Raw genomic sequence first — 22,274 nt, 5'->3', positions numbered from 1 at the left:
TTGGGTGATACCTGTCGATCGACAGGTATTCTCCAGTCCCGGTGAGGTCCGCGATGAGTCAGCACCCGAACGCCGCGCTACCCGCTCAACCCCTGTCCCCGGCCGGCCGCGACGCCGCGACGGGCCTCGCCGAGGCCGACGGTCTGGCCGCCCTCGGGTACCGCCAGGAGCTGCGCCGCGGAGTCGGCTCCTTCTCCTCCTTCGCCGCGGGGTTCTCCTTCGTCAGCATCCTGACCACGGTGTTCCAGCTGTTCGGCCTGGGCTTCGGATTCGGCGGCGCGGCGTTCTTCTGGACCTGGCCGCTGGTGTTCGCCGGGCAGATGCTCGTGGCGCTGAACTTCGCGGAGCTGGCCGCGCGCTGGCCGGTCTCCGGGGCGATCTACCAGTGGTCCACGCGGCTGGCCGGGAAGGTGTTCGGCTGGTTCACCGGCTGGACGATGATCGTCGGACAGATCCTCACGGTCGCGGTGGCCGCCGTGGCCCTGCAGGCGGTGCTGCCGAGCATCTGGGACGGGTTCCAGATCGTCGGCGGATCGCATGCCAATCCCACGCCGACATCCTCGACCGGCGCGGAGAACGCGGTGCTGCTCGGCTGCGTCCTGCTGGTCGTCACCACGGTCGTGACCATCGTGTCGGTGCGGGTCATGGCCCTGGTCACCAGCGCCGGCGTGGTCGTCGAACTGATCGGTGTCAGCGCGCTGATAGCCCTGCTGTTCTTCCTGCCGAAGCGGTCCGCGACCGTCGTCCTGCACACGACCGGCGCGGCCTCGGGCGGCTCGTACCTGTTCGCGTGGCTGGCCTCGGCGTTGATGGCCGCGTACGTCCTGGTCGGCTTCGACGCCGCCGGCGAGCTCAGCGAGGAGACCCGTGCCCCGCGCCGGACGACGCCGAAGACCATCGTGCGCGCCGTCGCCGTATCAGGGCTCGGCGGAGGCCTGCTGATCCTGGCCGGGCTGATCGCGGCGCCGAGCCTGACCGACGGGAACCTGGCCTCCGGCGGCCTGGCCTGGGTGGTCTCGCAGCGCTTCGGGTCGGTGTTGGGGCGGCTGCTGCTGTGCACGGTGGCGGTGGCGGTGTTCGCGTGCACGCTGGCCTGCCAGACGGCCGGATCGCGGATGGTGTTCTCGATGGCGCGGGAGAACGCGCTGCCGTTCTCCCGGACCCTGGCGAAGGTCTCGCCGCGCACCGGGACGCCGATCACCGCGAGCCTGGTCGTCGGAGTCGGGGCGGTGGCGGCGCTGGTGGTGAACATCGGCCAGACGGCGCTGTTCACGGCGCTGTCGAGCCTGTGCATCGCGATGCTGTATCTGGCGTACCTCGGGGTGACCGGCCCGCTGCTGTGGAGGCGGCTGACGGGATGGACCGCCCGGCTCGACGGCGAGCGGGACGAGGACGGGCACGCCGTCTTCAGCTTGGGCCGGTTCGGCATCGCGGTCGGGGCGATCGCCGTGCTGTATCAGGCCGCGATGGTGGTCAACCTGCTGTGGCCGCGCACCGCCGTCTACGACACGACCGGCGACACCTGGTGGCTGCGGTGGTCGGGAGTCCTGTTCATCGCCGGGGCGACGGCCGTCGGCGGCCTCTACTACGCGGCGACGCACCGGCGGCACCGGGCGCCGAGCGGGATCACGGCCGGAGCGGCCGGAGCGGTGGCCGAGGCGGCGTCATGACCACCCGCCAGACGGACACCATCACCGCCGCCCGAAGCGACGCGCGGTCGCAGGCCGCATCGGCGACCGCGACGGCCACGCAATCCATGCCCTACATCCCCGCGGCGACCTCTCCCTACACACCATCCGACGTGTCGCCGGACGCTCTCACCTGGGCCGAGACGGTGCCGCCGGCCGCCTACACGCACCGCGCCGTCGCCCGCGGCACGCGGATCCGGCTGGAGGACCCCACCGGCGACGCCTGCGCCAACGTCTTCCTCCTACGGGCCGACGCGCCGTACGAACGCCTCAACATCGCCGACACCCTCAAGATCCCCTGGCAGGCCTACCTCGGCCCCGGCCACCCCCTGCTCTCCGGCGACGGCAGGGTCCTGGCCACCCTCGCCGCCGACACCTCGCAGCACCACGACGCCTTCTGCGGCACCAGCTCCGACGCGTGGAACCTCGCCAAGTTCGGCGACGCCCGCCCCGAGGGCCCGACGCCGTCCGGGCAGTCGCTCCTGACGCTCGCCGCGGCGAAGCACGGCCTGACGCTGCGCGACCTGGGCCCGTCGCTGTCCTTCTTCCAAGGCGTCCGCGTCGCCGAGGACGGCACCCTGGCCTGGCAGGGTTCCGCCGGTCCCGGGACCTCGGTCGACCTGGTCGCCGAGCTCCCGCTCATCGTCCTGATCGCGAACGTCCCGCATCCCCTGGACCCGCGTCCCGACTACCGCGTCGGCCCGCTGCGCGTCCACGCCTGGCGGAGCACCCCGACCGGCCCCGGCGACGCATCCTTCGCTGCCAGCCCCGAACGCACCCGCGCGTACCTGAACACCCTCGACGACTGGGAGTCTCGCTCGTGACCGTCCTGGACTGGTCCCACCCTCTGGTCCCCGGCACCGTCGTGCGCGACGACCGGGTCGCCGCGCGCGCCTCGTGGTCGGCGGTGGTGCCGGCCGGGCAGGTGCTGACGATCGTGGACGTCGGCGGCAACCAGAGCGCCGACTGCCTGCTGTTCGACGCCGCCGATCCGGCCGAGCGCTACAGCGTCCCGGACACACTGACCTGGTCGGGCAACGCCTACGTCCGCACCGGCACCGTACTGCGGTCCAATCACGGCAGTCCCCTAATGACCGTCGTCGGCAACGAAGTGGATCGACAGGACACGATCGGCGGGGCCTGCTCCAAGGAATCCAACACCCTGCGCTACGGCCACCACACCGCAGCCGACCACGCCTGCCGGGAGAACTTCCTGTTCGAGGGCGCGAAGTGGGGGCTGGGCGTCAGGGACCTGGTGTCGAACCTGAACTGGTTCATGAACGTCCCGGTCGAGGCCGACGGGGCGCTGGGCATCGTGGACGGCCTGAGCGCGCCCGGCAAGCGCGTGGCGGTGCGGGCCGAACGGGACGTGCTGGTCGTGGTGTCCAACTGCCCGCAGATGAACAACCCCTGCAACGCCTTCGACCCGACGCCGCTGCGCATGATCGTCACCGCCGCCCAGGAGGACGCGTGAACCCCCGCTTCGACACGGTCCTGATCGCCAATCGCGGCGAGATCGCCCAGCGGGTGATCCGCTCGGCGCGGGAGCTGGGCCTGCGGACCGTCGCCGTGTTCTCCGACGCCGACCGCGCCGCGCCGCACGTCCGGGAGGCCGACACGGCCGTCCGGATCGGCCCCGGACCGGCGCGCGAGAGCTACCTGCGAGCCGAGGCGATCCTGGAGCTCGCGGTCAAGCACGGCGCCGCCGTGCACCCCGGCTACGGGTTCCTCTCCGAGAACGCGGATTTCGCCCGGGCGGTCGAAGAGGCCGGCCTGGCCTTCGTCGGTCCCACGGCCGAACAGATCGAGGCCTTCGGCACCAAGCACACGGCGCGCGCCCTCGCGGCGGCGGCCGGCGTGCCGATGCTCGCCGGGTCCGGGTTGCTGGCCTCGGCGGACGAGGCGGTCGCCGAGGCAGTGCGGATCGGCTTCCCGGTGATGCTCAAAGCGACCGCAGGCGGTGGCGGGATCGGCATGGCGGCGTGTGCCACGGCCGAGGAGGTGCGCGAGGCGTTCGACCGGGTCAGCCGGCTGGCCGGCGCGAACTTCGGGGCGGGAGGGGTGTTCCTGGAGCGGCTGGTCCGGCCGGCGCGGCATGTCGAGGTGCAACTGTTCGGTGACGGCGCCGGCCGGGTCGCGGTGTTCGGCGACCGCGACTGCTCGCTCCAGCGCCGGCACCAGAAGGTGATCGAGGAGGCGCCCGCACCGGGGCTGCCGTCCGAGGTCAGGGCGCTGCTGCACGAGTCGGCACGGAACCTGTTGGCCGGCGTCGGATACCGGTCGGCCGGGACGGTGGAGTTCGTCTACGATCCGGTCCGCGCCGAGGCCTCATTCCTGGAGGTCAACACCCGGCTGCAGGTCGAGCACCCGGTCACCGAGGAGGTGTTCGGGGTCGATCTGGTGGGCTTGATGCTGCGGCTGGCGCGCGACGGCGCGTCCGGGCTCGACGATGCCGTCTTCGGCCCGCACGAGCCGCGCGGCCACGCCGTCGAGGCCCGCGTCTACGCCGAGGACCCGGGCCGCGGCGGGCAGCCGAGCTCCGGGCTGGTCACCGCGGCGACGTTCCCCGGCCAGGGCACGCCGCCGCTGGCCGGGGTGCGGGTGGACGGCTGGTTGGAGACCGGGATGGAGGTCTCAGGGCACTACGATCCGATGCTCGCCAAGGTGATCGCGTCCGGCCCGAGCCGGGACGACGCGCTCGATGTGCTGCGCGAAGGGCTCCAGGGCTGCCGCGTGGACGGGATCGTGACGAACCTCGGGCTTCTCAGGGCCCTGACCGATGACGCGACGCTGCGTTCGGTGACGCATTCGACCTCGACGTTGGCCGAGGAGGGACGTGTCGTCGATCCCGATCCGCGCGTGGACGTGCTGGTGCCGGGGTTGCAGACGACGGTCCAGGACCTGCCGGGCCGGATCGGGCTGTGGTCGGTCGGGGTCCCGCCGAGCGGGCCCTTCGACGCGGTGTCCTTCGCCGAGGCCAACCTGGCGGTCGGCAACCCGGCCGGGGCACCGGCGCTGGAGGCCACCGCCTCGGGGCCGACGCTGCTTTTCTCAGCGGCGACGATCGTCGCGGTCACCGGCGCGCCGTGCGAGGTCCTGCTGGACGGCGAGCCCGTCCCGATGTGGGAACCGGTCGAGGTCGCGGCCGGGTCGGAGCTGGCGGTCGGTGCGGTCGCGGGTCCCGGGCTGCGGGTCTACGTGGCCGTGCGCGGCGGTTTCGACGTGCCGCGCCACTTGGACAGCGCCTCGACCTTCACGCTCGGCGGCTTCGGCGGCCACGGCGGCCGAGCCCTGGTCACCGGCGACGTGCTGCGGCCCGGGTCGCCGGACTCCGACCACCCGCATCCGGCGTTCCCGCCGGGCGAGCGGCTGACGCGGGTCGGGCCGCCGACCCCCGCGCACCGGCGCCCCGCGTTCACCGACGCCTGGGAGATCGCCGTCACCGAGGGCCCGCACGCCGCGCCGGAGTTCTTCACCCGCGCGGACATCGAGACTTTGTACGCGTCCTGCTACACGGTGCACCACAACTCGGCGCGGACCGGCGTGCGGCTTCTGGGGCCCCGGCCCGCGTGGGCCCGGCAGGACGGCGGCGAGGCCGGGCTGCATCCGTCGAACATCCACGACACGCCCTACGCCGTCGGCGCCCTGGACTTCACCGGCGACACGCCGATCATCCTCGGGCCGGACGGGCCCTCGCTCGGCGGCTTCGTGTGCCCGGCGGTGGTGGCCGGCGGCGACCTGTGGAAGCTCGGGCAGCTGCGGCCCGGCGACACCGTGCGGTTCGTGCCGGTGCGGGAGGCCGACGCGGCGCTGCTCACCGACGACCGCGCGTGCCACACGGTGCTGCTGCGCGGCGGCGACGGGGACGACGGCGTGCTGGGCCGGCTGCCGGCCCGCGACGACAGCCCGGAGGTGACCTACCGGCGTGACGGGGACGGCAACGTGCTGGTCGAGTACGGACCGATGACGCTCGACATCGGGCTGCGGATGCGCGTCCACGCCCTGCAGGAGGCCCTGGCCGCGCACGCGCCGCGCGGCGTCCTCGACGTGACGCCGGGCATCAGGTCCCTGCAGGTCCACACCGACTCGCGGGCCCTGCGTGCGACCGACATGGCGGCGCTGCTGCGCGAGCTGGAGGCGACGATCCCGCCGACCTCGGAGCTGGTGGTGCCGTCCCGGACGGTGCGGCTGCCCCTGTCCTGGGACGACCCGGCCACCCGAGTGGCGATCGAGCGCTACATGGCCGGGGTGCGCGACGACGCGCCCTGGACGCCGTGGAACATCGAGTTCATCCGGCGGATCAACGGCCTGGACTCGGTCGAGGACGTGCAGCGGATCGTCTACGACGCCTCCTACCTGGTGCTCGGGCTCGGCGACGTCTATCTGGGCGCCCCGGTCGCGACCCCGCTGGATCCGCGGCACCGGCTGGTGACGACGAAGTACAACCCGGCCCGTACCTGGACGGCCGAGAACTCGGTCGGGATCGGCGGGGCGTACCTGTGCATCTACGGGATGGAAGGGCCCGGCGGATACCAGTTCGTGGGGCGCACCGTACAGGTCTGGAACCGATTCCGGCGCGGCGGGCTGTTCCGCGAGCATCCCTGGGCCCTGCGATTCTTCGACCGGATCGAGTGGTATCCGGTGTCGGCCGAGGAGCTGCTGGAGCTGCGCGCCGAGACCGACGCGGGCCGCGGCGACTTCGAGACGGTCGAGGGGACGTTCTCGATCGCCGAGTACGAGCGGTTCCTGGCGCGGGAGGCGGATTCGATCGCCGCGTTCCGGGCGCGGCAGAGCACTGCGTTCGACGCGGAGAAGCAGCGCTGGCATGCCTCGGGAGAGTTCGACCGGCAAACCGAGCCGGTTGCCACAACCGCGCCGGACCAGGCGGGGTTCGCGGTGCCGGACGGGGCGGTGGTCGTGGCGGCGCCGTTCCTGTCGACGGTGTGGCAGCTGCACGTCGAGCCCGGCTCGGTCGTCGCCGCCGGGCAGCGGATCGCGGCGGTGGAGGCGATGAAGATGGAGTCGGTGGTGACGGCACCGTGCGCGGGGCGGGTGCTGGACGTGTACACCAGGCCCGGGGAACAGGTGGCGGCGGGGCAGGCGCTGGTGGCGATCGGGGTGGGGGCATGAGTTCGTATAGCGCCGCCGCTCGCGTGCGCGCCGCGTTCGCCAGGATCCGGGAGGCCGACCGGCCCGAGGTCTGGATCAGTGTGCGTCCGGAGCCGGAGGTGTTGGCCGAGGCGGAGGCGATCGATGAGCGGGTCGCCGCCGGGGAGCGCCTGCCGTTGGCCGGGCTGGTGTTCGCAGTCAAAGACAACATCGACGTCCAAGGCTTGGCCACGACCGCAGGCTGCGCCGCGTACTCCTACCGGCCGGACCGGGACGCCGCCTGCGTCGCGCGCCTGCGGGCCGCGGGTGCGATCGTCCTCGGCAAGACCAACCTCGACCAGTTCGCGACCGGGCTGGTCGGCACCCGCAGCCCCTTCGGCGCTGTCCGGAACGCGTGGGACCCGGCGCGGATCTCCGGCGGCTCGTCGTCGGGGTCGGCGGTGGCGGTGGCGCTCGGGGAGGTCGACTTCGCGCTCGGTACCGACACGGCCGGCTCCGGGCGAGTCCCGGCCGCGCTTCAGGGCATCGTCGGGGTCAAGCCCACCGTGCGTTCGGTGCCCACGTCGGGGGTGGTTCCCGCGTGCCGTTCGCTGGATTGCGTGACGGTGTTCGCTCCCGAGCTCACACTTGCGCGCGCCGTGGCCGAAACGATGGGTGACGCGGTCCCGGTTCTGCCCGCGTTGCCGGCGCGGCCGCGAGTCGCCGTCCCGGTCGCGGCGCAGCTGGCCGGTCTGGCCGAGGGCTGGTCCGAGGCGTTCGCCGCGGCGGTGGCTCGGCTGCGTGCGTGCGGCGTCGAGATCGTCGAAGTGGACATCTCCCCACTTCTGGAAGCCGCGACCCTGCTCTACGGCGGCGCTTTCGTCGCCGAACGCTACGCGGCCGTCGGCGAATTCATCGAGAAGCATCCGGACGCCGACCTGGACCCGACGGTCGCGGCCATCGTCCTGGCCGGTGCCGCCCCGAGCGCCGCCGACCTGTTCCGCGACCAGGAGCGTCTGGAACAGCTCGGCGCCGAAGGACTCGCCGTCTTCGACGCCTGCGACGCCCTGCTCACCCCGACCACCACCGGCCACCCCACGCTCGCCGAGGTCGCCGCCGATCCGGTCGGCGTGAACAGCCGCCTGGGCCGGTACACGAACTTCGCGAACCTGTTCGGGCTCGCGGCGCTCGCCGTCCCGGCCGGGCTCGTCGGCGGCCTGCCGTTCGGCGTCATGTTCACCGGCGCCCCGCATTCGGACGCCGCGCTGGCCGAACTCGCCGCACGCTTCGCCGCGCCGCCGGTCCACGTCGCGGTCTTCGGGGCGCACCTGCGCGGCCAGCCGCTCAACCGGCAGCTGGTCGGGCTCGGCGGCGCGTTCGCCGAGGACGTGCGCACCGCGCCGGAGTACCGGCTGCTCGCGCTGCGGACCGTCCCGGCGAAGCCCGGCCTGGTCCGGGTCAGTACCAGCGTCGCCACTGCACGCGGCGCGTCGATCGAGGGCGAGCTGTGGAGGCTGCCCGCCGCCGGGTTCGCCGAGCTCGTCACGACCCTGCCGCGCCCGATGGCGATCGGCCCGGTGGCACTGGCCGACGGCCGCACCGTGCCCGGTTTCCTGTGCGAGCCGGCAGCCCTCGACGACGCCGAGGACATCACCGCGGCCGGCGGTTGGCGCGTCCATCTAGGCGAGGGGCGAGAATGACCATCGTGGAGAAGACGTCACGCGCAGGCCGGCCGCGCGCGGTCCCGGACACCGCCCCGCAGCTGCCGCCGCGCGAACAGATCCTGCTCGCCGCCGCCGGACTGTTCGTGGAGCAGGGCTTCGGCAGCACCTCGACCCGCGCCATCGCCGACGCGGTCGGCATCCGCCAGGCGTCGCTGTACTACCACTTCGCCGGCAAGGACGACATCCTCGCCGAACTGCTGGACCGCTCCGTACGCCCCAGCGCAGAACTCGCCCGCCGCCTGGAGGAGCAGGCCGGCGCCGACCCGGCGTCCGCAGCAGCGGCGCTGTACACACTGGCCGCAACGGACGCCGAACTACTGGCGCGCGCCCCGCACAACATCGGCAGCCTGTATCTGATCCCTGAGGTACGCGACGAACGCTTCGACGACTTCCGCGCACTACGACATGAACTGCAGGAGATCTACGGCCGCCTCGGAGGCAAGGCCGGGCAACTGGTCCCCGGAGCGGACACAGTCCCGGCGCCGGTGCTGGGCGCGCTCCTGATTCAGGTCGTGGAGGTGGTCATCCCCCTGCGGCGCTGGAGCGGCACCTCGCCGGAGGCCGTGGTCGAGATCGAACCTGCAGTCGTGGCGGAGGCGACGCTGCGGACGGCCGGGCTCGGCCCGGCCGAGATCCGGGCTGCGGCGGCGGGGTGATCAACTGAACCGGGTGACCGTGACCACGTCCGTCGTGTAGCCCTCGACGATCTCCGGGATCGGATCCAGCCCCAGCCCTGGGCCGTCCGGAACCGCGATCCGGCCCTCGTGCATGGTGATCGGCGCCGTGACGTCGGTGGCGAAGTACCGCTCGGAAGGCGCGATGTCGGCAGGAAGCGTGAAGCCCGGCAGCGCCGCGAGCGCCACGTTGGCCGCCTGGCCCAGCCCGGTCTCCAGCATCCCGCCGCACCACACCGGCACGCTGTTCGCGACGCAGACGTCGTGGATCCGCCGCGCCTCCAGGTAGCCCCCGACGCGGCCGGCCTTGATGTTGACGATCGCGCACGCCCCCACGGCGACGGCCTCGGCGGCACTGCGCGCGGACGCGATGGACTCGTCCAGGCAGATCGGGGTGCGCAGCATGCGCGCCAGCGCGGCGTGGTCGCGCAGGTCCCCGGCGGGCAGCGGCTGCTCAAGCATCACCAGGTCGAACGCGTCGAGGGCCGCCAGGTGGCGAGCGTCGCCGAGCGTGTAGGCGGCGTTGGCGTCGGCTTGGAGCGCGACGTCCGGGAAGCGCTCGCGGATCGCCCGGACCGGCGCGAGGTCCCAGCCCGGCTCGATCTTCAGCTTGATCCGGCGGTAGCCCTGGTCCACGTAGCCCGAGACCTCGGCGAGGAGCAGATCGACCGTGTCAGCGATACCCACCGACACCCCGCAGTCCACGACCGCGCGGACCCCGCCGAGATGGTCGGCGTACGAGGTCCCCCGCGCCCGAAGCCACGCGTCCATGACCGCCATCTCGACCGTCGCCTTGGCCATGGGGTGACCGGGGAACACCGCCATCGCGGCAGCCACCCGCGCCGGCGTGAGCACGTCAAGCGCGGCGACAGTCGGCAGGAGAAAGCGCCGGATCATCTCCGCGGCGCCGTCGAGGTACTCCTCCGAATAGCCGGGCTCTGGCATGGCAACACACTCACCCCAGCCAGAGCCCTCAGAGGTGTCGACGCGCAACAGCAGGATGTCGCGGTTCAGCTCAAGACCAAGCGAGGTCCGGAACGGCGTACGCAGGGGGATGTCAATCCGACGCAGTTCGACGCGTTCGAGCTTCATGTTCCTATTCTGTCGCGTCACCCGCGGCGAGCCCACCAAGACAACGTCCCGACCTCGTACGAGCGAGCACCGCCCGCCTCGCCTCAGGCGGCCAACCCCACCAGCCGCGCGCTGAGCTTCCACAGCCGGTCGACCGAGCTCTTGTCGTTCATCAGCAGGTTCGGCGAAGACGCCGCGATCCCCTCGTAGTAGCCGCCGTCCTCCACCGGCGCGCTGGCCAGGTGCAGCACGGCGGTCGCGCCCTCGGTCACCGGACGTCCGACCTCGCGCGTGTAGTTGCGCACCATGTCGGTGGCCAGGATGCCCGGATGCACGCTGGCCGCGACCAGATCCGTGCCGCCGCGCACAGCCACCGCCTTGGTGAACAGGTTCAGCGCGAGCTTGGACTGCGCGTAGGCGGCGACCGCCGAGTAGCGCTTGGCCGAGTCCACGTCGCCCCAGTGCAGCCGCCCGCCGCGGTGCAGCGCGGAGGAGACGTTGACCACCCGGCTGCCGGGGCTGAACGTCAGCAGCGGCCACAGCAGGCGGGTCAGCAGGTAGGGCGCGAGGTAGTTCACTTGGAAGGTGAGCTCGTGGTCGTCGGCGGTGAGGGTGCGGGTCTGCGACCCGAACACGGCCGCGTTGTTGACGAGCAGGTCGAGGTTCCGATGCTCGGCAGCGACCTGCCGGGCCATGGCCCCGACCTGGCCGAGGTCGGCGAAGTCGGCCGTCACGACGGACAGCCGGCGTGCCTGCGCACCGCCGCCGACCAGGGCGCGCACGGCCTGCTCGCCGGACTCGGCGGTGCGGGCGTGCAGGATGACGTGCGCGTGCTGGACGCTGAGCTGCCGCGCGATCTCCAGGCCCAGGCCGCCGTCGGCGCCGGTGACCAGGGCTGTGCGGGACGAAACAGGCTTGTGCGACATGATGATGAGTACTTTCCGGTGTTCGAGAGAAATCCGGCGCGAGGAATGGCGCCGGAGAGGAAACCCGATGCGAGAGCGTTCGCTGACACCGGATCCGGCCGGAAACGCCGGGCCTTCGGATCCGGGTCGTCAGTGCTCTGTCAGCGCTCCGGCTGACTGGGCGGCCGGTCGTCGTGCCGGGCGCCAATACCACCGGAAGCGCCGACTGCCGCGCACTCCACGCCTCCGGTGATCACGGGACAAGCCAAGCAGGCCGCGAACAACTCGGACAGGGACTCCACACCGATCAAACACAGCGCATACGAGCCCCGCACGACCAAAGCGCGCGGGGCAATCGCACCGTTCTTGTGCGAGGCTGACCTCATGACCACCGCGTACCGTATTGCGCCGATTTTCTCTGTCCGCGACCTGGACGCGGCGTTGGACTTCTACCAGCGCCTGGGATTCGCGGTCCGCGCCTACGCCGGGGGCGGATACGGCTTCGCCAGCCGCGACGGCATCGAGCTCCACCTGGGCGTGCCCAGCCGGGAGCACCATCCCGGGTCCGCGTACTTGTTCGTTGACGACGCGGACCAGCTGGCAGCAGCATGGCGCGCGGCGGACGTCCAGGTGCACGCGCCCGAGGACACCGAGTGGGGCCGGCACGAAGGCGCCCTGGTCGATCCCGACGGCAACGTCATCCGCTTCGGCTCGCCGGTGAAATGAGCCGCAGGGCCCTGGCAGGGTCTGTCGTTGTCGTTGTCGTTGTCGTTGTCGTTGTAGTTGTCGGCGCCGCAGCCGCATCTCGCCCTTCGAATATCGCTCGCCCGCGAGGTCCAGCGAAATGGATATTGGGCCCATGGCCCTGAACATGCACCTGTTCGCCGTATTCCTGCTCACCACTCTGGTCGCGATGATCAGCCCAGGCCCCGACATGCTCTTCGTCCTCGGCTGCGGCATCCGGGGCGGCGCCCGCGCCGGACTGCTCGCCACCGCCGGTGTCGCCACCAGCGAAGTCGTGCACATCGCCCTCGCCGCGGCCGGCCTGTCGGCGTTCTTCGCCGCGGCCCCGACCGCGTTCACGGCGCTGCGCCTGGCCGGCGCGGCCTACCTGATGTATCTCGGCGTCCAGGCCATCCGCCACCGCGGCCAGGATCGGCTGGAGACCGGCACCGGCGTCTCGGGGCGGCACGCCTACCTGCGGGGCCTGCTGACCAACCTGGTGAACCCGAAGATGATCACCTTCACCATCGCGTTCCTCCCACAGTTCGTCGACCCCCGCCTGGGACAGGTCTGGCTCCAGTTCGCGATCCTCGGCGCAGCCTTCATCGCACTGGAGTTCCTGGTCGACGGAGCCGTAGGCGTCTTCGCCGGACGCATCGGAAGCTGGCTCGGCCGCCGCGAGAAGGCACGGCGCCGCCTGGACGCCGCGACCGGCGGGGTGTTCATCGGCCTGGGAGTGCGCCTCGCGGTGGAGCGGTGAGGCGTCGCCGGGGCCTACCTCCGCAGGACTAGATCTCGTCGTTGAGGATCTCTTCCACGACGATCGCGATGACCCGATCCCGCACCTGGTCGCTCACGCCCGCCTCCGGCGTCCCCTGCCGAACCTGGTCGGCGAGCTCGTCCCGCGTGACGTCGGCACGGTGCCGGCGCAAGTCGCTCAGGACGGACCAGGCGAGTTGGGCGGCCGAGACGATGAGGCTGGCGACAGCGACGGCGTCGACACCGAACTGCACCTCCTGCTCACCGGTCGCGGAGCGGGACTCGATGAGCGCGTCCACCTGCTGCGGGATCCGGCGGTCAAGCTCGGGGGCCAGGCGCTGTGCCGCCGCGCGGGCTGCGAACTTGGAGTTCATGGTGAGTTCGCCGGACGGGTTGGACATTCGCTCTCCTTGAGTCGAGACGGTCGTGAGGGTCGTACCAGTCGTGATGTCCGTGATGGTCGACAGCAGATCGGCGGGCATCGGGTCGCCAGTGACCTCCTGCCAGAGGGCGGCAAGACGTTCCGGCGCGACGAGGGGACTCAGCTCGATCAAGGCCTCTTCCGGCGCGATGCCACCGAAGTCGATCGACGGATGCGACCGTGCCAGATGGGCGCATCGCACCGCCCAAGTCAGTGCGTCCCGCTTGTGACCCTGGGCCGTCGCCACCACGACGAGAAACCGCAGACTCCCGGCCACCCCGTACCAACTCTCGGCCCGAGTGTGCAGGAGGGCGCCCTCCGCGATGCTGGCCTCCGCGTCGGCGAACCGCCATTGGGAGTAGGCGATCGCGCCCAGCTGCAAGTGGACGTCGGCGATATCCCGCGATCGACCCGCCGCACGTGCCTCGACGAGTGCCCGGTCCAGATGCTTCGACGCCTCGTCGAACTGGTTTCGCATCATGGCACTGCGGCTCAGTTCCAGGAGATTCTTGCAGACGGCCACCCGATCGCCGATGCTCTCAGCGGCCGCCAGAGACTGGCGGAACCACTCGTCGGCCTCGCTGTGCCGTCCCTGGGCCCGCTCGACCCTGCCCAATTGGTTGTACGTCGCGATCATCCCCGGGACGTAGTCGGCCGTTTGCGTCCTGAGCGCCCATTGGAAGTACTTCCGGGCCGCGTCCCAATCTCCCCGTCTGCTCGCCAGGATCCCGAGGCTGTGCCGCGAACGTGCCTGTCCGTCGAGGTCGCGGCGCTCTTCGGAGATGCCGAGCGATTGCAGGAAGTATCGGGCGGACCTGTCGAGCTCACCCCGCTCGGCCGCGATCTTCCCGAGCACGTCGAAGCACAGGGCCTGTCGTTCGAGATCACCGATCTTCTTACTCAGGGCCAACGACTGGTCGTAATACTCAGTCGCCTCAGGCCAGCGGCCCTGCTCGAAGCAGACGTGGCCCAGCCCGCGCAGCGAATCCGCCTGACCACTGTCGTCTCCGACTCTCCGGTACAGGTCGGACGCCGACCGGTGATGGTGCTCCGCGTCGCTCCACTTGTGGCGGCGCTCGGCGATGACGCCGGACTTCTGGTGGGTGAGCGCTCGGATGGCGGTCAGGGAATCGTCGACTCCGCTGATCCCCTGGTACCGGTTCGCCACGTCGAGGATGTTCTTCAGCGCCGCCTCGGCGTCGTCGAGACGCTGCGCCCGCGTCCAGGCGTTCGCACACGCCAGGGTCGCCAACGACCACAGGCCTTCCGCATCGATGTGGACCGCTCCCACGGCCGGCGGTTCGCCGTCGGGTCCGCCGACGGTGCTTCGGACCCACTCGGCCCAGCGAGTGCTGATCGCGTGCTTGCCGGTACGCGTCCAGTAGTCGTTGAGGAACACGAGCACGTTGAGCGCGTCACGCCAGTCCTTCTCGATGCAGGCTCGGCGGAGCAAGCCGGTCAACATTCCCTCATGGCGTTCCGCGAAGACGACACCACCGTTCGCGTGACGGACCAGTGACGACTCGTCGCTGCACAACGTCGCGTAAGCATGCTGAAGTGCTTTCTCGGCCTGTGCGCGCTCTGCTTCGTAATCGGCACCGGCCGCGGCGGACCAGCGGCCGGCCAGCCACGCCGGCAGCGCGGGATGCATCGACCAACAGGTTCGGCTCCTGGACGCGAGTAGCCCGAGATCGCCGGCACGTTCGAGCACTTCGGCCCAGCCCGGCGTTCCCGGGGAAAGGGCGAGTCGCGCGGGCATCCCCGGCTGCGCTGACAAGGCGTCGAGCACGTCCGAATCCGCGACGTCCTGGAAGAGGCTGAGCGCGCGCAACGGGCCGGCCACACCCGCCTCCAGTCGCTCCAGCGCATAGTCCAGCGAAGCGGTCAGCCCAGAGATCTCATCACTCTGATGACCGGCCTGACTTCCCACCGGCCTTCGCAGCCGGCTGATGAGGTCATTCGCAGTCGCGGACTGGAGATGCGGAACCATGAGCCGCAGGGTGAGCGGATGACCGCCGCAGGCCCGCAACAGCTGTTCGACATCGTCGGTGCTCCATCGACTCGCCGCCGTTTCGGGACGGTCGGCCAGAAGGAGACCGGCATACGCGGCAGCATCCTGATGACGCAGGCCGGCCACCTCCACACGCACGACATCAGTTCCCAGCCAGTCCTCGGTGGTACGGCTCGTGATCAGGACGGTGCTCTGGCTGTCGACCGCTACCTCGCGCAGGAAGTCCTTCACTTCCTGACTCGCAGACGTCACCGACTCGAAGTTGTCCCAGATCAACAGCAACCGCCGCTCCCGGAGGAGCTGTCGCGCCTCGGCACGAATCTCTTGAAGTCCGACCGCCTGCTGCTGCGAGCCCTTGATCTGCTGGATCAGGGCACTGAGAACGACGTCCAGGTCCGCGTTCCCAAGGGTCGATCGCCATGAGAACCACACGACGTCCTTCGCGTGGCCTGGACCGGCGGTGGCGCGGCGCCAGCGGCCGAACGCCTTGGCCAGCTCTGACTTTCCGCCGCCCGCCGGGCCGTGGAGCAGGACGACCGCCTTCGGCCGTACCGCGGTCTCCAGCCGGCCGATCTCCGCGCTCCGGCCGACGAAGTCGCCGGTCGCCGCGAGCGGGTCGATGCCCGGGACACCGGATCCCGCTGCCGACCGGGGATCAGGATCGCTCGGCGTCTTGGTCCAGGAGAAGCGGACGTCGCGCTGCCAGTAATGCACCGGAACCGCCCAGTCGAGCAACGGCAGGCCGCCGCGCGGACTGGGGCGATCGGCGTTGCGGAACATCCGTTCCCGGCCCGCCGAGACGGCCGCCGACAGCGAGCCCTCCGCCGACAGTCGTTCGTAGAAGCCGGTCATGAACTCGACGGCACCGGCCACGTAGACGCGATACCCCATCGCCACGACGGCCGAGACCCCGCCGGCGAGCAGGCCTGTCGCCACCGCGGTCTCGGTCTGCTTCCCGATCGCCCCGGACTGGCAGGCGTTCAGCACGGCCAGCGGCACACTCCCCGTCACCATCACGGCGGCGAGCTGCTCGGGCGTCACGCTCTGCGCCGAAGCCGACGCCCCGTTCTGGGACGTTTCAAAGATCAGAACACCTTGCCCCGAGCCTTGCCCTGAACCTTGCGCCGCGTCTTCGAGCGCACCGTGCCCGTCGAAATGCAGCAAATGGAAGGGCGCGCCCGAGTCCTTCGCTTCCTGGACTCTCCGTTCCAAGGCTTCCAGAGTCGCCGGACGCAAGACCTCGAAATCGATGCGTCCCCCGGCCGCGGACACCGCCTCGACGACCGGGCGTGCGACCGCGGTGTAGTCCACATCGGTGCCGCCACGCGGGCGCGCGATCACCATAAGGACCCTCAGCGCTTCGCCGGAGACCTCGATCGGCTCGTCCATCCCCGCCGACGGCAGGCACCGGCTCACCGACATCCCGTCCAGGACCAATGCGGACTCGGCCCGTGGATCGCGCATCAGCTCCCACGGCTGCCTCAGCCACACGGGACTCGCCGATCTCACGACCAACTCGGCCGTACCGCTCGCACCACGCAGCCGCCGAGCCTCCGCGAGCGCCTCATGCCCGTCCGCCGAGGAGAACACGGCCTCGAAGAGGCTCTGTCCCCACAGCGGCAGCAGCTCGGCGACCCGCGAGGCACGCTCCTCATAAAGGCCGAACGGCGCGTCCAAGTAATCTTCGAAGTACCAGCGGAGATCCTCGGCGTTCCACAGATGCGTCTCCGGCACCTGTCCGGCCGCCACACTCCCCGTGGGCCCCGGTTGTCCGAAGGACACAGACACCCGGCCCGTTTCGTCCACGTCGATCACGAGGCGCTCACTCATCATCAGCAGCTGCTCCTCAATCAGCACCACGACACCTTCGCAGTGCCCATACTCACTCCCGCACCGCCAACGAGCCTAGCCGAGCTCTCCGGCGACCGAGCGGATATCGCTGGTGCCGCGTGCCAAGCGGGTGCTGCGCTCGGCGGCCCGTGACCCCCGAGTTGACACGAACTAAGTTCGCCACGTAGAACTTAGATCGTCAAGACGAACTAAGTTCGTCAGCGGTTCTCCGGAGGTGTGCGATGCGAGTTTCCATTGTCGGAGCCGGTCTGGGAGGCCTGGCTCTCGCGCAGGGTCTGCGCGGTGCCGGGATCGAGGCCGAGGTGTTCGAACGGGACCCGGGGATCGTCGCCCGGTTCCAGGGCTATCGGCTCGTGCTGAACCCGGTCGGCTTCCAGGCCGTGCGCGACTGCCTGCCGACGCGCTGGCACCCGCTGCTGGACGAGATCGTCATGGACGCCTCCGCCGAGCAGCTGATCCTGGACCCGCGGCTGAACGAGATCGGCCGGCTCGGCGCCGGCCGGACCGGCATCGTGGTCGACCGGCAGGTACTGCGGCACCTGTTGCTGACCGGCCTCACCGTGCACACCGACGCCGCCCTGACCGGCTACGACGTCCAGGCCGACGGCACCGTCCGGAGCGAGTTCGCCCGGCGCGACCCGGCGACCGCCGACCTGCTCGTCGGCGCGGACGGCGTCACCTCCGCGGTGCGCCGGGTGTTGACGCCGCAGACCACCCCGACCGACACCGGCGTCCGGTTCGTCATCGGCCGCACCCCGCTGACCGACGAGTTCGCCGGCCTGTCCAAGGCCTACGGCTCGAAGATCGCCGGCGACGGCGTCAGCCTGCTGCTCGGCGCGATGCGCTTCCGCACCCCGCCGAAGCAGGCCGCCGAGCGGCTGGCCCCCGAAGTCACGCTGCCCGACATCGGCGACTACGTGCGCTGGGCCATGATCCTGCCGCCGAACGGCTCGCTGGAGGACCTGAGCGCGCAGGACGCCGTGCTGTCCAGGATGGACGGCTGGCACCCGGAGCTGCGCGCGCTGATCGAGCAGGCCGACCCGGACAACAGCACCCTGCTGTCCATCCGGGTGGTCAAGCCCGGCGAGCGCTGGGCGTCCGGCCCGGTCACCCTGCTCGGCGACGCCATCCACGCCACCTCCCCGACCGGCGGCAACGGCGCCAACACCGCGCTGCGCGACGCCGACGTGCTGCGCCGCTGCCTGATCGAGGCCGACAACGGCCGCCGGGATCTGCTCAGCGCGGTCGACGACTACGAGCGGCAGATGTTCGAGTACGGCGCCGAGGCCGTGCGGAGCAGTCTCGACAAGCTGCCCGCCTTCGCTCCCGAAGCGAAACTGTCCTGACGCCGAACCATCTGCCGTCACCGTCAGGAGTCACCTCTAGTCTCGCGTCCATGGATGCGAACACGAGTTGGGCTCGGCTGGACGCGACGCTTCGCGAACGCTCCCTGACGGGGCTCGTCCGGTACGCCGAGCTCACCGACGTCGACGATCAGGGGGCGGACTTGCGGATCTGCCCGAGCGAGGACGAGGCGCGGGCACTGTTGCCCGAGTCGTACCGGCGATTCGTCGCGGCGTGGCGCTGTCCGACGATCGAGCCGTCCGGGCTGGCCGACGAGGTGGGCGACGAGGACCTTGACGAGGACGTCGACGTGAGCGAGCGCCTCGACGACGCCCTGAACTTCTTCGAGTTCCTGCCCTACCACGGCATGCGCCGGGCGACCGGCACGATGGGGCACCCCGGGCGGCAGTGGGTGGACGTGCGAGCGGAGCGCGAACGCGGCGAATACCGCTGGGAGTACGTCATGTTCGCCGCGTTCGACGCCGCCGACGGCTGCGGCTGGGCGTTCTGGCCGGCCGGCGACGAAGCGGACGGGGCCGACGAGCCCCAGGTGTGGTACGTCGAGGACAGCTTGCCCGAGCACGAGGTCGGCACGTTCGCCGAATGGCTGGACGGGAAGGTCGCCGAGGTCTTGAAAGGCTTGGCGAGCATCGGCCTCGTGGACTCGGCGGACTAGCCCGTGGACTTCGCGCCCTAGTCGGAGGACGGCCGCCACTCCCGCCTGAGCAACCCGTAGACCCACGAATCAGACACCTCGCCGTTGACGACGCAGTCTTCCCGCAACGTCCCCTCGCGCACGAAACCGAGCTTCTCCAGCACGCGGGCAGACGCCGCGTTGCGCGTGTCGGTCTCGGACTGGACGCGATTCAGGTCCAGCGTGTCGAACGCCCACCCCAGGAGAGCGCGCGCGGCCTCGGTCGCGTAGCCCTGGCCCCACGCAGCATCGCCGTAGCAGTAGCCCAGCGAGGCGCTGCGGAAAACCGGATTCCACCCGCTCACGGTGCACCAGCCGATGAACACCCCGTCGGAAGCACGGTCCACGGCCAGCCGCACCCCGGAACCTTCCTTTTCCATCTCCCGACACCGGTCGATGAACCGCTCGGCACGCGCAGGCTCGGTCCACGGCGGACTGTCCCAATAGCGCAGCACGTAGGCGTTGCTTTGCAGCGCGAAGAGCTCGTCCGCATCCGCGTCGTCGAAGGCCCGCAGCCGAAGGCGGGCGGTCTGCAACGACGGCGTGGGCAGCGACATACTGAAACGTTCCTCCCGTGATCGGTACCCGACCAATCAGACATCCGACACCGGCTGCTCGCAATGAGTTTTCGAACAGCCCATCCGCCGCTCGGCATCCGGCTCGGCGGCGTGGTCGATCCGCTGGGAGCTCGGCACCGTCCCGCCGGCGGTCGGCACGTTCGCCGCCACCGCGATGAGCCAGCACGCGACGTCGGCGGAGTCGCCAAGCTCGCCCAGCAGCTGGAGGGCCAGGCGGCGCAGACCTACCTGTTCGCCGCCGCCAACGCCACCAACCCCGGCGGCATCGCAACCTCTGAGCACCACCATGGCGGCCAGCCCCACCCTTTTGACGGTCTGATCGGCCCGCCGCCGCGCCCCGAACATGGACCAGAGGTACAACGGTGGTGCGCAGTCCGACATTTCGGACGGCGCACCACCGCCGCTCTGCACGCCGATTCCGGGCCCCGGCCCGACCACCAGTGAGGATGCCGCCGTGCTCCGCTCCCCCGGCAAGACCGCCGCCGCGACGCTCCTGGCGGCAGCGACCGCGCTGACCCTGACGGCGTGCTCCAGCAGCACTTCTCATCCGGCCACTACGCCGAGCAGCACGCCGTCCGCATCAAGTTCCAGCTCCGGTTCCGGCGCTACCAGCACTACCGGCGCTCCGGTCGGCGCCTCGCAGATCGTGATCAGCAACTTCGCCTTCAGCCCGACGGACCTGACGGTGAGCGCCGGCCAAACGGTCACGGTGGTCAACAACGACTCCACCACCCACACCCTGACCGCGACCACCGGCAAGGCGTTCGACACGGGAGACCTCGCACCCGGCAAGACGGCGACGTTCACCGCGCCTACGACGCCCGGCACGTACGCCTACATCTGCACGATCCACCCGTTCATGCACGGCACGCTCACCGTCAAGTAGCGAACGGCAGAGCTTCCCGATCGACCCGGTCAGGCCGCCGTCGGACCAGCCTTCGTGACCTCGCCGGTCCACCAGCCGGGCTGCCCCGCCGGACGCCACACGACGTCCACAACCTGCTCGGTGAGCTCCTCGACCCGCCGCCGCGGCGTGGGCTCCCGACCACGGACCTGCGTTCACATATATGAACGTCAGTCACTAATCTGAAATTTTACCCGCCAACTCCTTGTGCGGGCCCGTATACGCGGACGACATTGTGTACCGCATTGTGTACCGCACGTGCGCACGCCTCACCTTCCACGTCACGGATCCCGCGTCGAGCCAGGAGCTGTCACAGCGACCATGAAGACCGTCACCCGCACGCGCGCCGTCACGGCCGCCGCGACCCTTGCCGCCGCCACTCTCGCTGCCGCGTTGACCGGCGCCGCAGCGCATCAGCCCGCGTCGGCGTCGGCGCCGGGAGCCACATCGACTACGGCAGGCCTGGCCATCGCCGTCCACCCCGGCCAGGCCGGGCAGCGGCTGCCCGCAGGCTTCGTCGGGCTCTCGTTCGGGGCCGCGACGGTCGCCGCCGACAACTACTCCAGCACCGACCTGGCCGGGTATCTCAGGACGCTGGGTCCGGCCGGGACCATCCGGGTCGGGGGGAACTCCGGCGACGGCACGTTCTGGACCTCGACCGGCGAGACCGCGCCGAGTTGGGCCACGTCCGGCACCATCACGCCGGCGAAGCTGGCGCCGCTGGCCGCGATCGCGAAGGCGACCGGTTGGAAGGTGATCCTCGCGGTGAACCTCAAGCACCGCGATCCGGCGCGCGCCGCCGACGAGGCGCGCTACGCGCAGCAGATCTTCGGGCGCTCGCTGCTGGCGATCGAGGTCGGCAACGAGCCCAACTTCTACGAGGCCGACGCCGCCGCCTATCACGCCGACTTCGAGACGTACGCCTCCGCGATCCGGGCCGCCGTGCCGGGCATCCGGCTGACCGGGCCGGAGGCCGAGACGAACCACAGCTCGTGGCTCGCCGGCTTCGCCGCGGCCGACGCCGCGCACCCGGACGTCTCGCTGGTCACCGACCACACGTACCCGACGAGCGCCTGCGGCGGCCAGGTCGCGACCATCCCGCAGCTGCTGGGCACCGCCTCGGTCCAGTACGAGAACGCCAACGCGCAGGCGGCGCTGAGCGCGGCGCGTCAGCTGCACGTGCCGGCGGCGATGAGCGAGACCAACTCGACGGTCTGCGCGGGTACCGCAGGGGTCAGCGACACCTTCGCCTCCGCGCTGTGGTCCCTGGACTACAACTTGCTGCTCGCGCAGGACGGCATGGCCAGCGCCGAGTTCATGGACGGCACGAACGCCGCCGGCTGCGACCCGTACACCCCGCTGTGCCCGACGACCGGCGACCTGACGCCGCGTCCGCTGTACTACGGGATGCTCGCCACCGAACTCGTCGGGAGCGGAGAGTTCGTGGCGCTGGACAATCCCGACGCCGCCGACGTGCGCGCCTACGCCATCCGCGACCACGGCCACCTGACGGTGGTCCTCGACGACGTCCAGGACCCGGCGAGCCACACGGCGACAACCGTGAACCTCGACCTGGGCCTGCGCGGGCTGCACCGCGGCAGCCTCACCGCCCTGACCACCACGTCGCCGGCCGGCCTGGCGGCGACCTCCGGGATCACGCTCGGCGGGCAGGAGGTCGGGGCACACGGTGCCTTCGGGACCCCGCAGCAGACGCCGGTCGCGGTGCGGCACGGCAGCGCGAGCGTGACGGTCCAGGCGGGAAGCGCGGTCATCATCCGGTTCAGCTGACGGCCCGGATTCGGGCGATGGAGCGGGGCGGGGCCTGGCTAGGGCTGACGG

Annotated in this window: 17 protein-coding genes; 12 read left to right on the top strand and 5 right to left on the bottom strand. The window is 71.0% G+C overall.

Annotation, left to right across the window (positions count from 1 at the left end; all coding sequences use genetic code 11):
* Window positions 1–53 precede the first annotated feature (53 nt).
* Genes ABH935_RS06590 through ABH935_RS06565 form a run of 6 tightly spaced genes read left to right on the top strand, consistent with a single transcriptional unit; the run spans window position 54 to window position 9,156 of the window.
* Entirely contained in the window at window positions 54–1,670 is a 1,617-nt protein-coding gene (locus ABH935_RS06590) for an amino acid permease (protein WP_370376857.1), read from the top strand.
* On the top strand, window positions 1,667–2,512 hold the full coding sequence (locus ABH935_RS06585; protein WP_370376856.1) for an urea amidolyase associated protein UAAP1: 846 nt from the start codon (window positions 1,667–1,669) through the stop codon (window positions 2,510–2,512). The genes ABH935_RS06590 and ABH935_RS06585 overlap by 4 nt, the downstream gene beginning before the upstream one ends.
* Window positions 2,509–3,162, top strand: coding sequence for an urea amidolyase associated protein UAAP2 (locus tag ABH935_RS06580; protein ID WP_370376855.1), 654 nt, complete (start codon window positions 2,509–2,511; stop codon window positions 3,160–3,162). Before ABH935_RS06585 ends, ABH935_RS06580 begins: the two co-directional genes overlap by 4 nt.
* The gene (gene uca, locus ABH935_RS06575) at window positions 3,159–6,818 is read left to right on the top strand and encodes an urea carboxylase (protein ID WP_370376854.1); all 3,660 of its coding nucleotides are present in this window, start codon (window positions 3,159–3,161) and stop codon (window positions 6,816–6,818) included. Before ABH935_RS06580 ends, uca begins: the two co-directional genes overlap by 4 nt.
* Complete coding sequence (gene atzF / locus ABH935_RS06570) at window positions 6,815–8,476, top strand: allophanate hydrolase (protein WP_370376853.1); 1,662 nt, start codon at window positions 6,815–6,817, stop codon at window positions 8,474–8,476. The genes uca and atzF overlap by 4 nt, the downstream gene beginning before the upstream one ends.
* Window positions 8,473–9,156: a TetR/AcrR family transcriptional regulator gene (locus tag ABH935_RS06565; RefSeq protein ID WP_370376852.1), complete on the top strand. Its 684-nt coding sequence runs from the start codon at window positions 8,473–8,475 to the stop codon at window positions 9,154–9,156. Before atzF ends, ABH935_RS06565 begins: the two co-directional genes overlap by 4 nt.
* Here ABH935_RS06565 and menC read toward each other — a convergent pair whose 3' ends face one another.
* Complete coding sequence (menC, locus tag ABH935_RS06560; RefSeq protein WP_370376851.1) at window positions 9,157–10,266, bottom strand: o-succinylbenzoate synthase; 1,110 nt, start codon at window positions 10,264–10,266, stop codon at window positions 9,157–9,159.
* A gap of 83 nt (window positions 10,267–10,349) precedes the next feature.
* Window positions 10,350–11,171 (bottom strand): SDR family NAD(P)-dependent oxidoreductase, encoded by an 822-nt coding sequence (locus ABH935_RS06555; protein ID WP_370376850.1) that lies wholly within the window; start codon window positions 11,169–11,171, stop codon window positions 10,350–10,352.
* 363 nt (window positions 11,172–11,534) lie between these two features.
* Between ABH935_RS06555 and ABH935_RS06550 the strand changes: the two genes are divergently transcribed.
* Together ABH935_RS06550 and ABH935_RS06545 are read left to right on the top strand one after the other, a co-directional pair.
* Window positions 11,535–11,876: a bleomycin resistance protein gene (locus tag ABH935_RS06550; RefSeq protein ID WP_370376849.1), complete on the top strand. Its 342-nt coding sequence runs from the start codon at window positions 11,535–11,537 to the stop codon at window positions 11,874–11,876.
* Window positions 11,877–12,009: 133 nt separating this feature from the next.
* A complete protein-coding gene (locus ABH935_RS06545) occupies window positions 12,010–12,633 on the top strand; it encodes a LysE family translocator (RefSeq protein WP_370376848.1) in 624 nt (207 codons plus the stop codon).
* A gap of 28 nt (window positions 12,634–12,661) precedes the next feature.
* On the opposite strand, the gene ABH935_RS06540 is transcribed toward ABH935_RS06545, so the two are convergent.
* Window positions 12,662–16,924 (bottom strand): tetratricopeptide repeat protein, encoded by a 4,263-nt coding sequence (locus tag ABH935_RS06540; protein WP_370376847.1) that lies wholly within the window; start codon window positions 16,922–16,924, stop codon window positions 12,662–12,664.
* A gap of 212 nt (window positions 16,925–17,136) precedes the next feature.
* Here ABH935_RS06540 and ABH935_RS06535 point away from each other — a divergent pair, with 212 nt between their 5' ends.
* A complete protein-coding gene (locus ABH935_RS06535; protein WP_370376846.1) occupies window positions 17,137–18,261 on the top strand; it encodes an FAD-dependent oxidoreductase in 1,125 nt (374 codons plus the stop codon).
* 50 nt (window positions 18,262–18,311) lie between these two features.
* Window positions 18,312–18,935 carry a hypothetical protein gene (locus ABH935_RS06530; protein ID WP_370376845.1) on the top strand — a complete coding sequence of 208 codons (624 nt, stop codon included), beginning with the start codon at window positions 18,312–18,314 and terminating at the stop codon, window positions 18,933–18,935.
* A 17-nt stretch (window positions 18,936–18,952) separates the two neighbouring features.
* Here the strand turns inward: ABH935_RS06530 and ABH935_RS06525 are convergent, their stop codons facing one another.
* Both ABH935_RS06525 and ABH935_RS06520 read right to left on the bottom strand, forming a co-directional pair.
* Window positions 18,953–19,510 carry a GNAT family N-acetyltransferase gene (locus ABH935_RS06525; RefSeq protein ID WP_370376844.1) on the bottom strand — a complete coding sequence of 186 codons (558 nt, stop codon included), beginning with the start codon at window positions 19,508–19,510 and terminating at the stop codon, window positions 18,953–18,955.
* Window positions 19,511–19,546: 36 nt separating this feature from the next.
* Window positions 19,547–19,876, bottom strand: a complete 330-nt coding sequence (locus ABH935_RS06520; RefSeq protein WP_370376843.1) for a hypothetical protein — start codon at window positions 19,874–19,876, stop codon at window positions 19,547–19,549.
* 109 nt (window positions 19,877–19,985) lie between these two features.
* Between ABH935_RS06520 and ABH935_RS06515 the strand changes: the two genes are divergently transcribed.
* Complete coding sequence (locus tag ABH935_RS06515; RefSeq protein ID WP_370376842.1) at window positions 19,986–20,417, top strand: cupredoxin domain-containing protein; 432 nt, start codon at window positions 19,986–19,988, stop codon at window positions 20,415–20,417.
* Between the two features lie 339 nt (window positions 20,418–20,756).
* Window positions 20,757–22,223, top strand: a complete 1,467-nt coding sequence (locus tag ABH935_RS06510) for a glycosyl hydrolase family 79 C-terminal domain-containing protein (protein ID WP_370376841.1) — start codon at window positions 20,757–20,759, stop codon at window positions 22,221–22,223.
* Window positions 22,224–22,274: the final 51 nt, after the last annotated feature.

Origin of the sequence: Catenulispora sp. GAS73 (genome assembly GCF_041262085.1) — a bacterium.
In the GTDB taxonomy this organism is placed as follows: Bacteria; Actinomycetota; Actinomycetes; order Streptomycetales; family Catenulisporaceae; genus Catenulispora.
The sequence above is the reverse complement of the archived record's forward strand: the minus strand, read 5'-3'. Positions and strand labels throughout refer to the sequence as shown.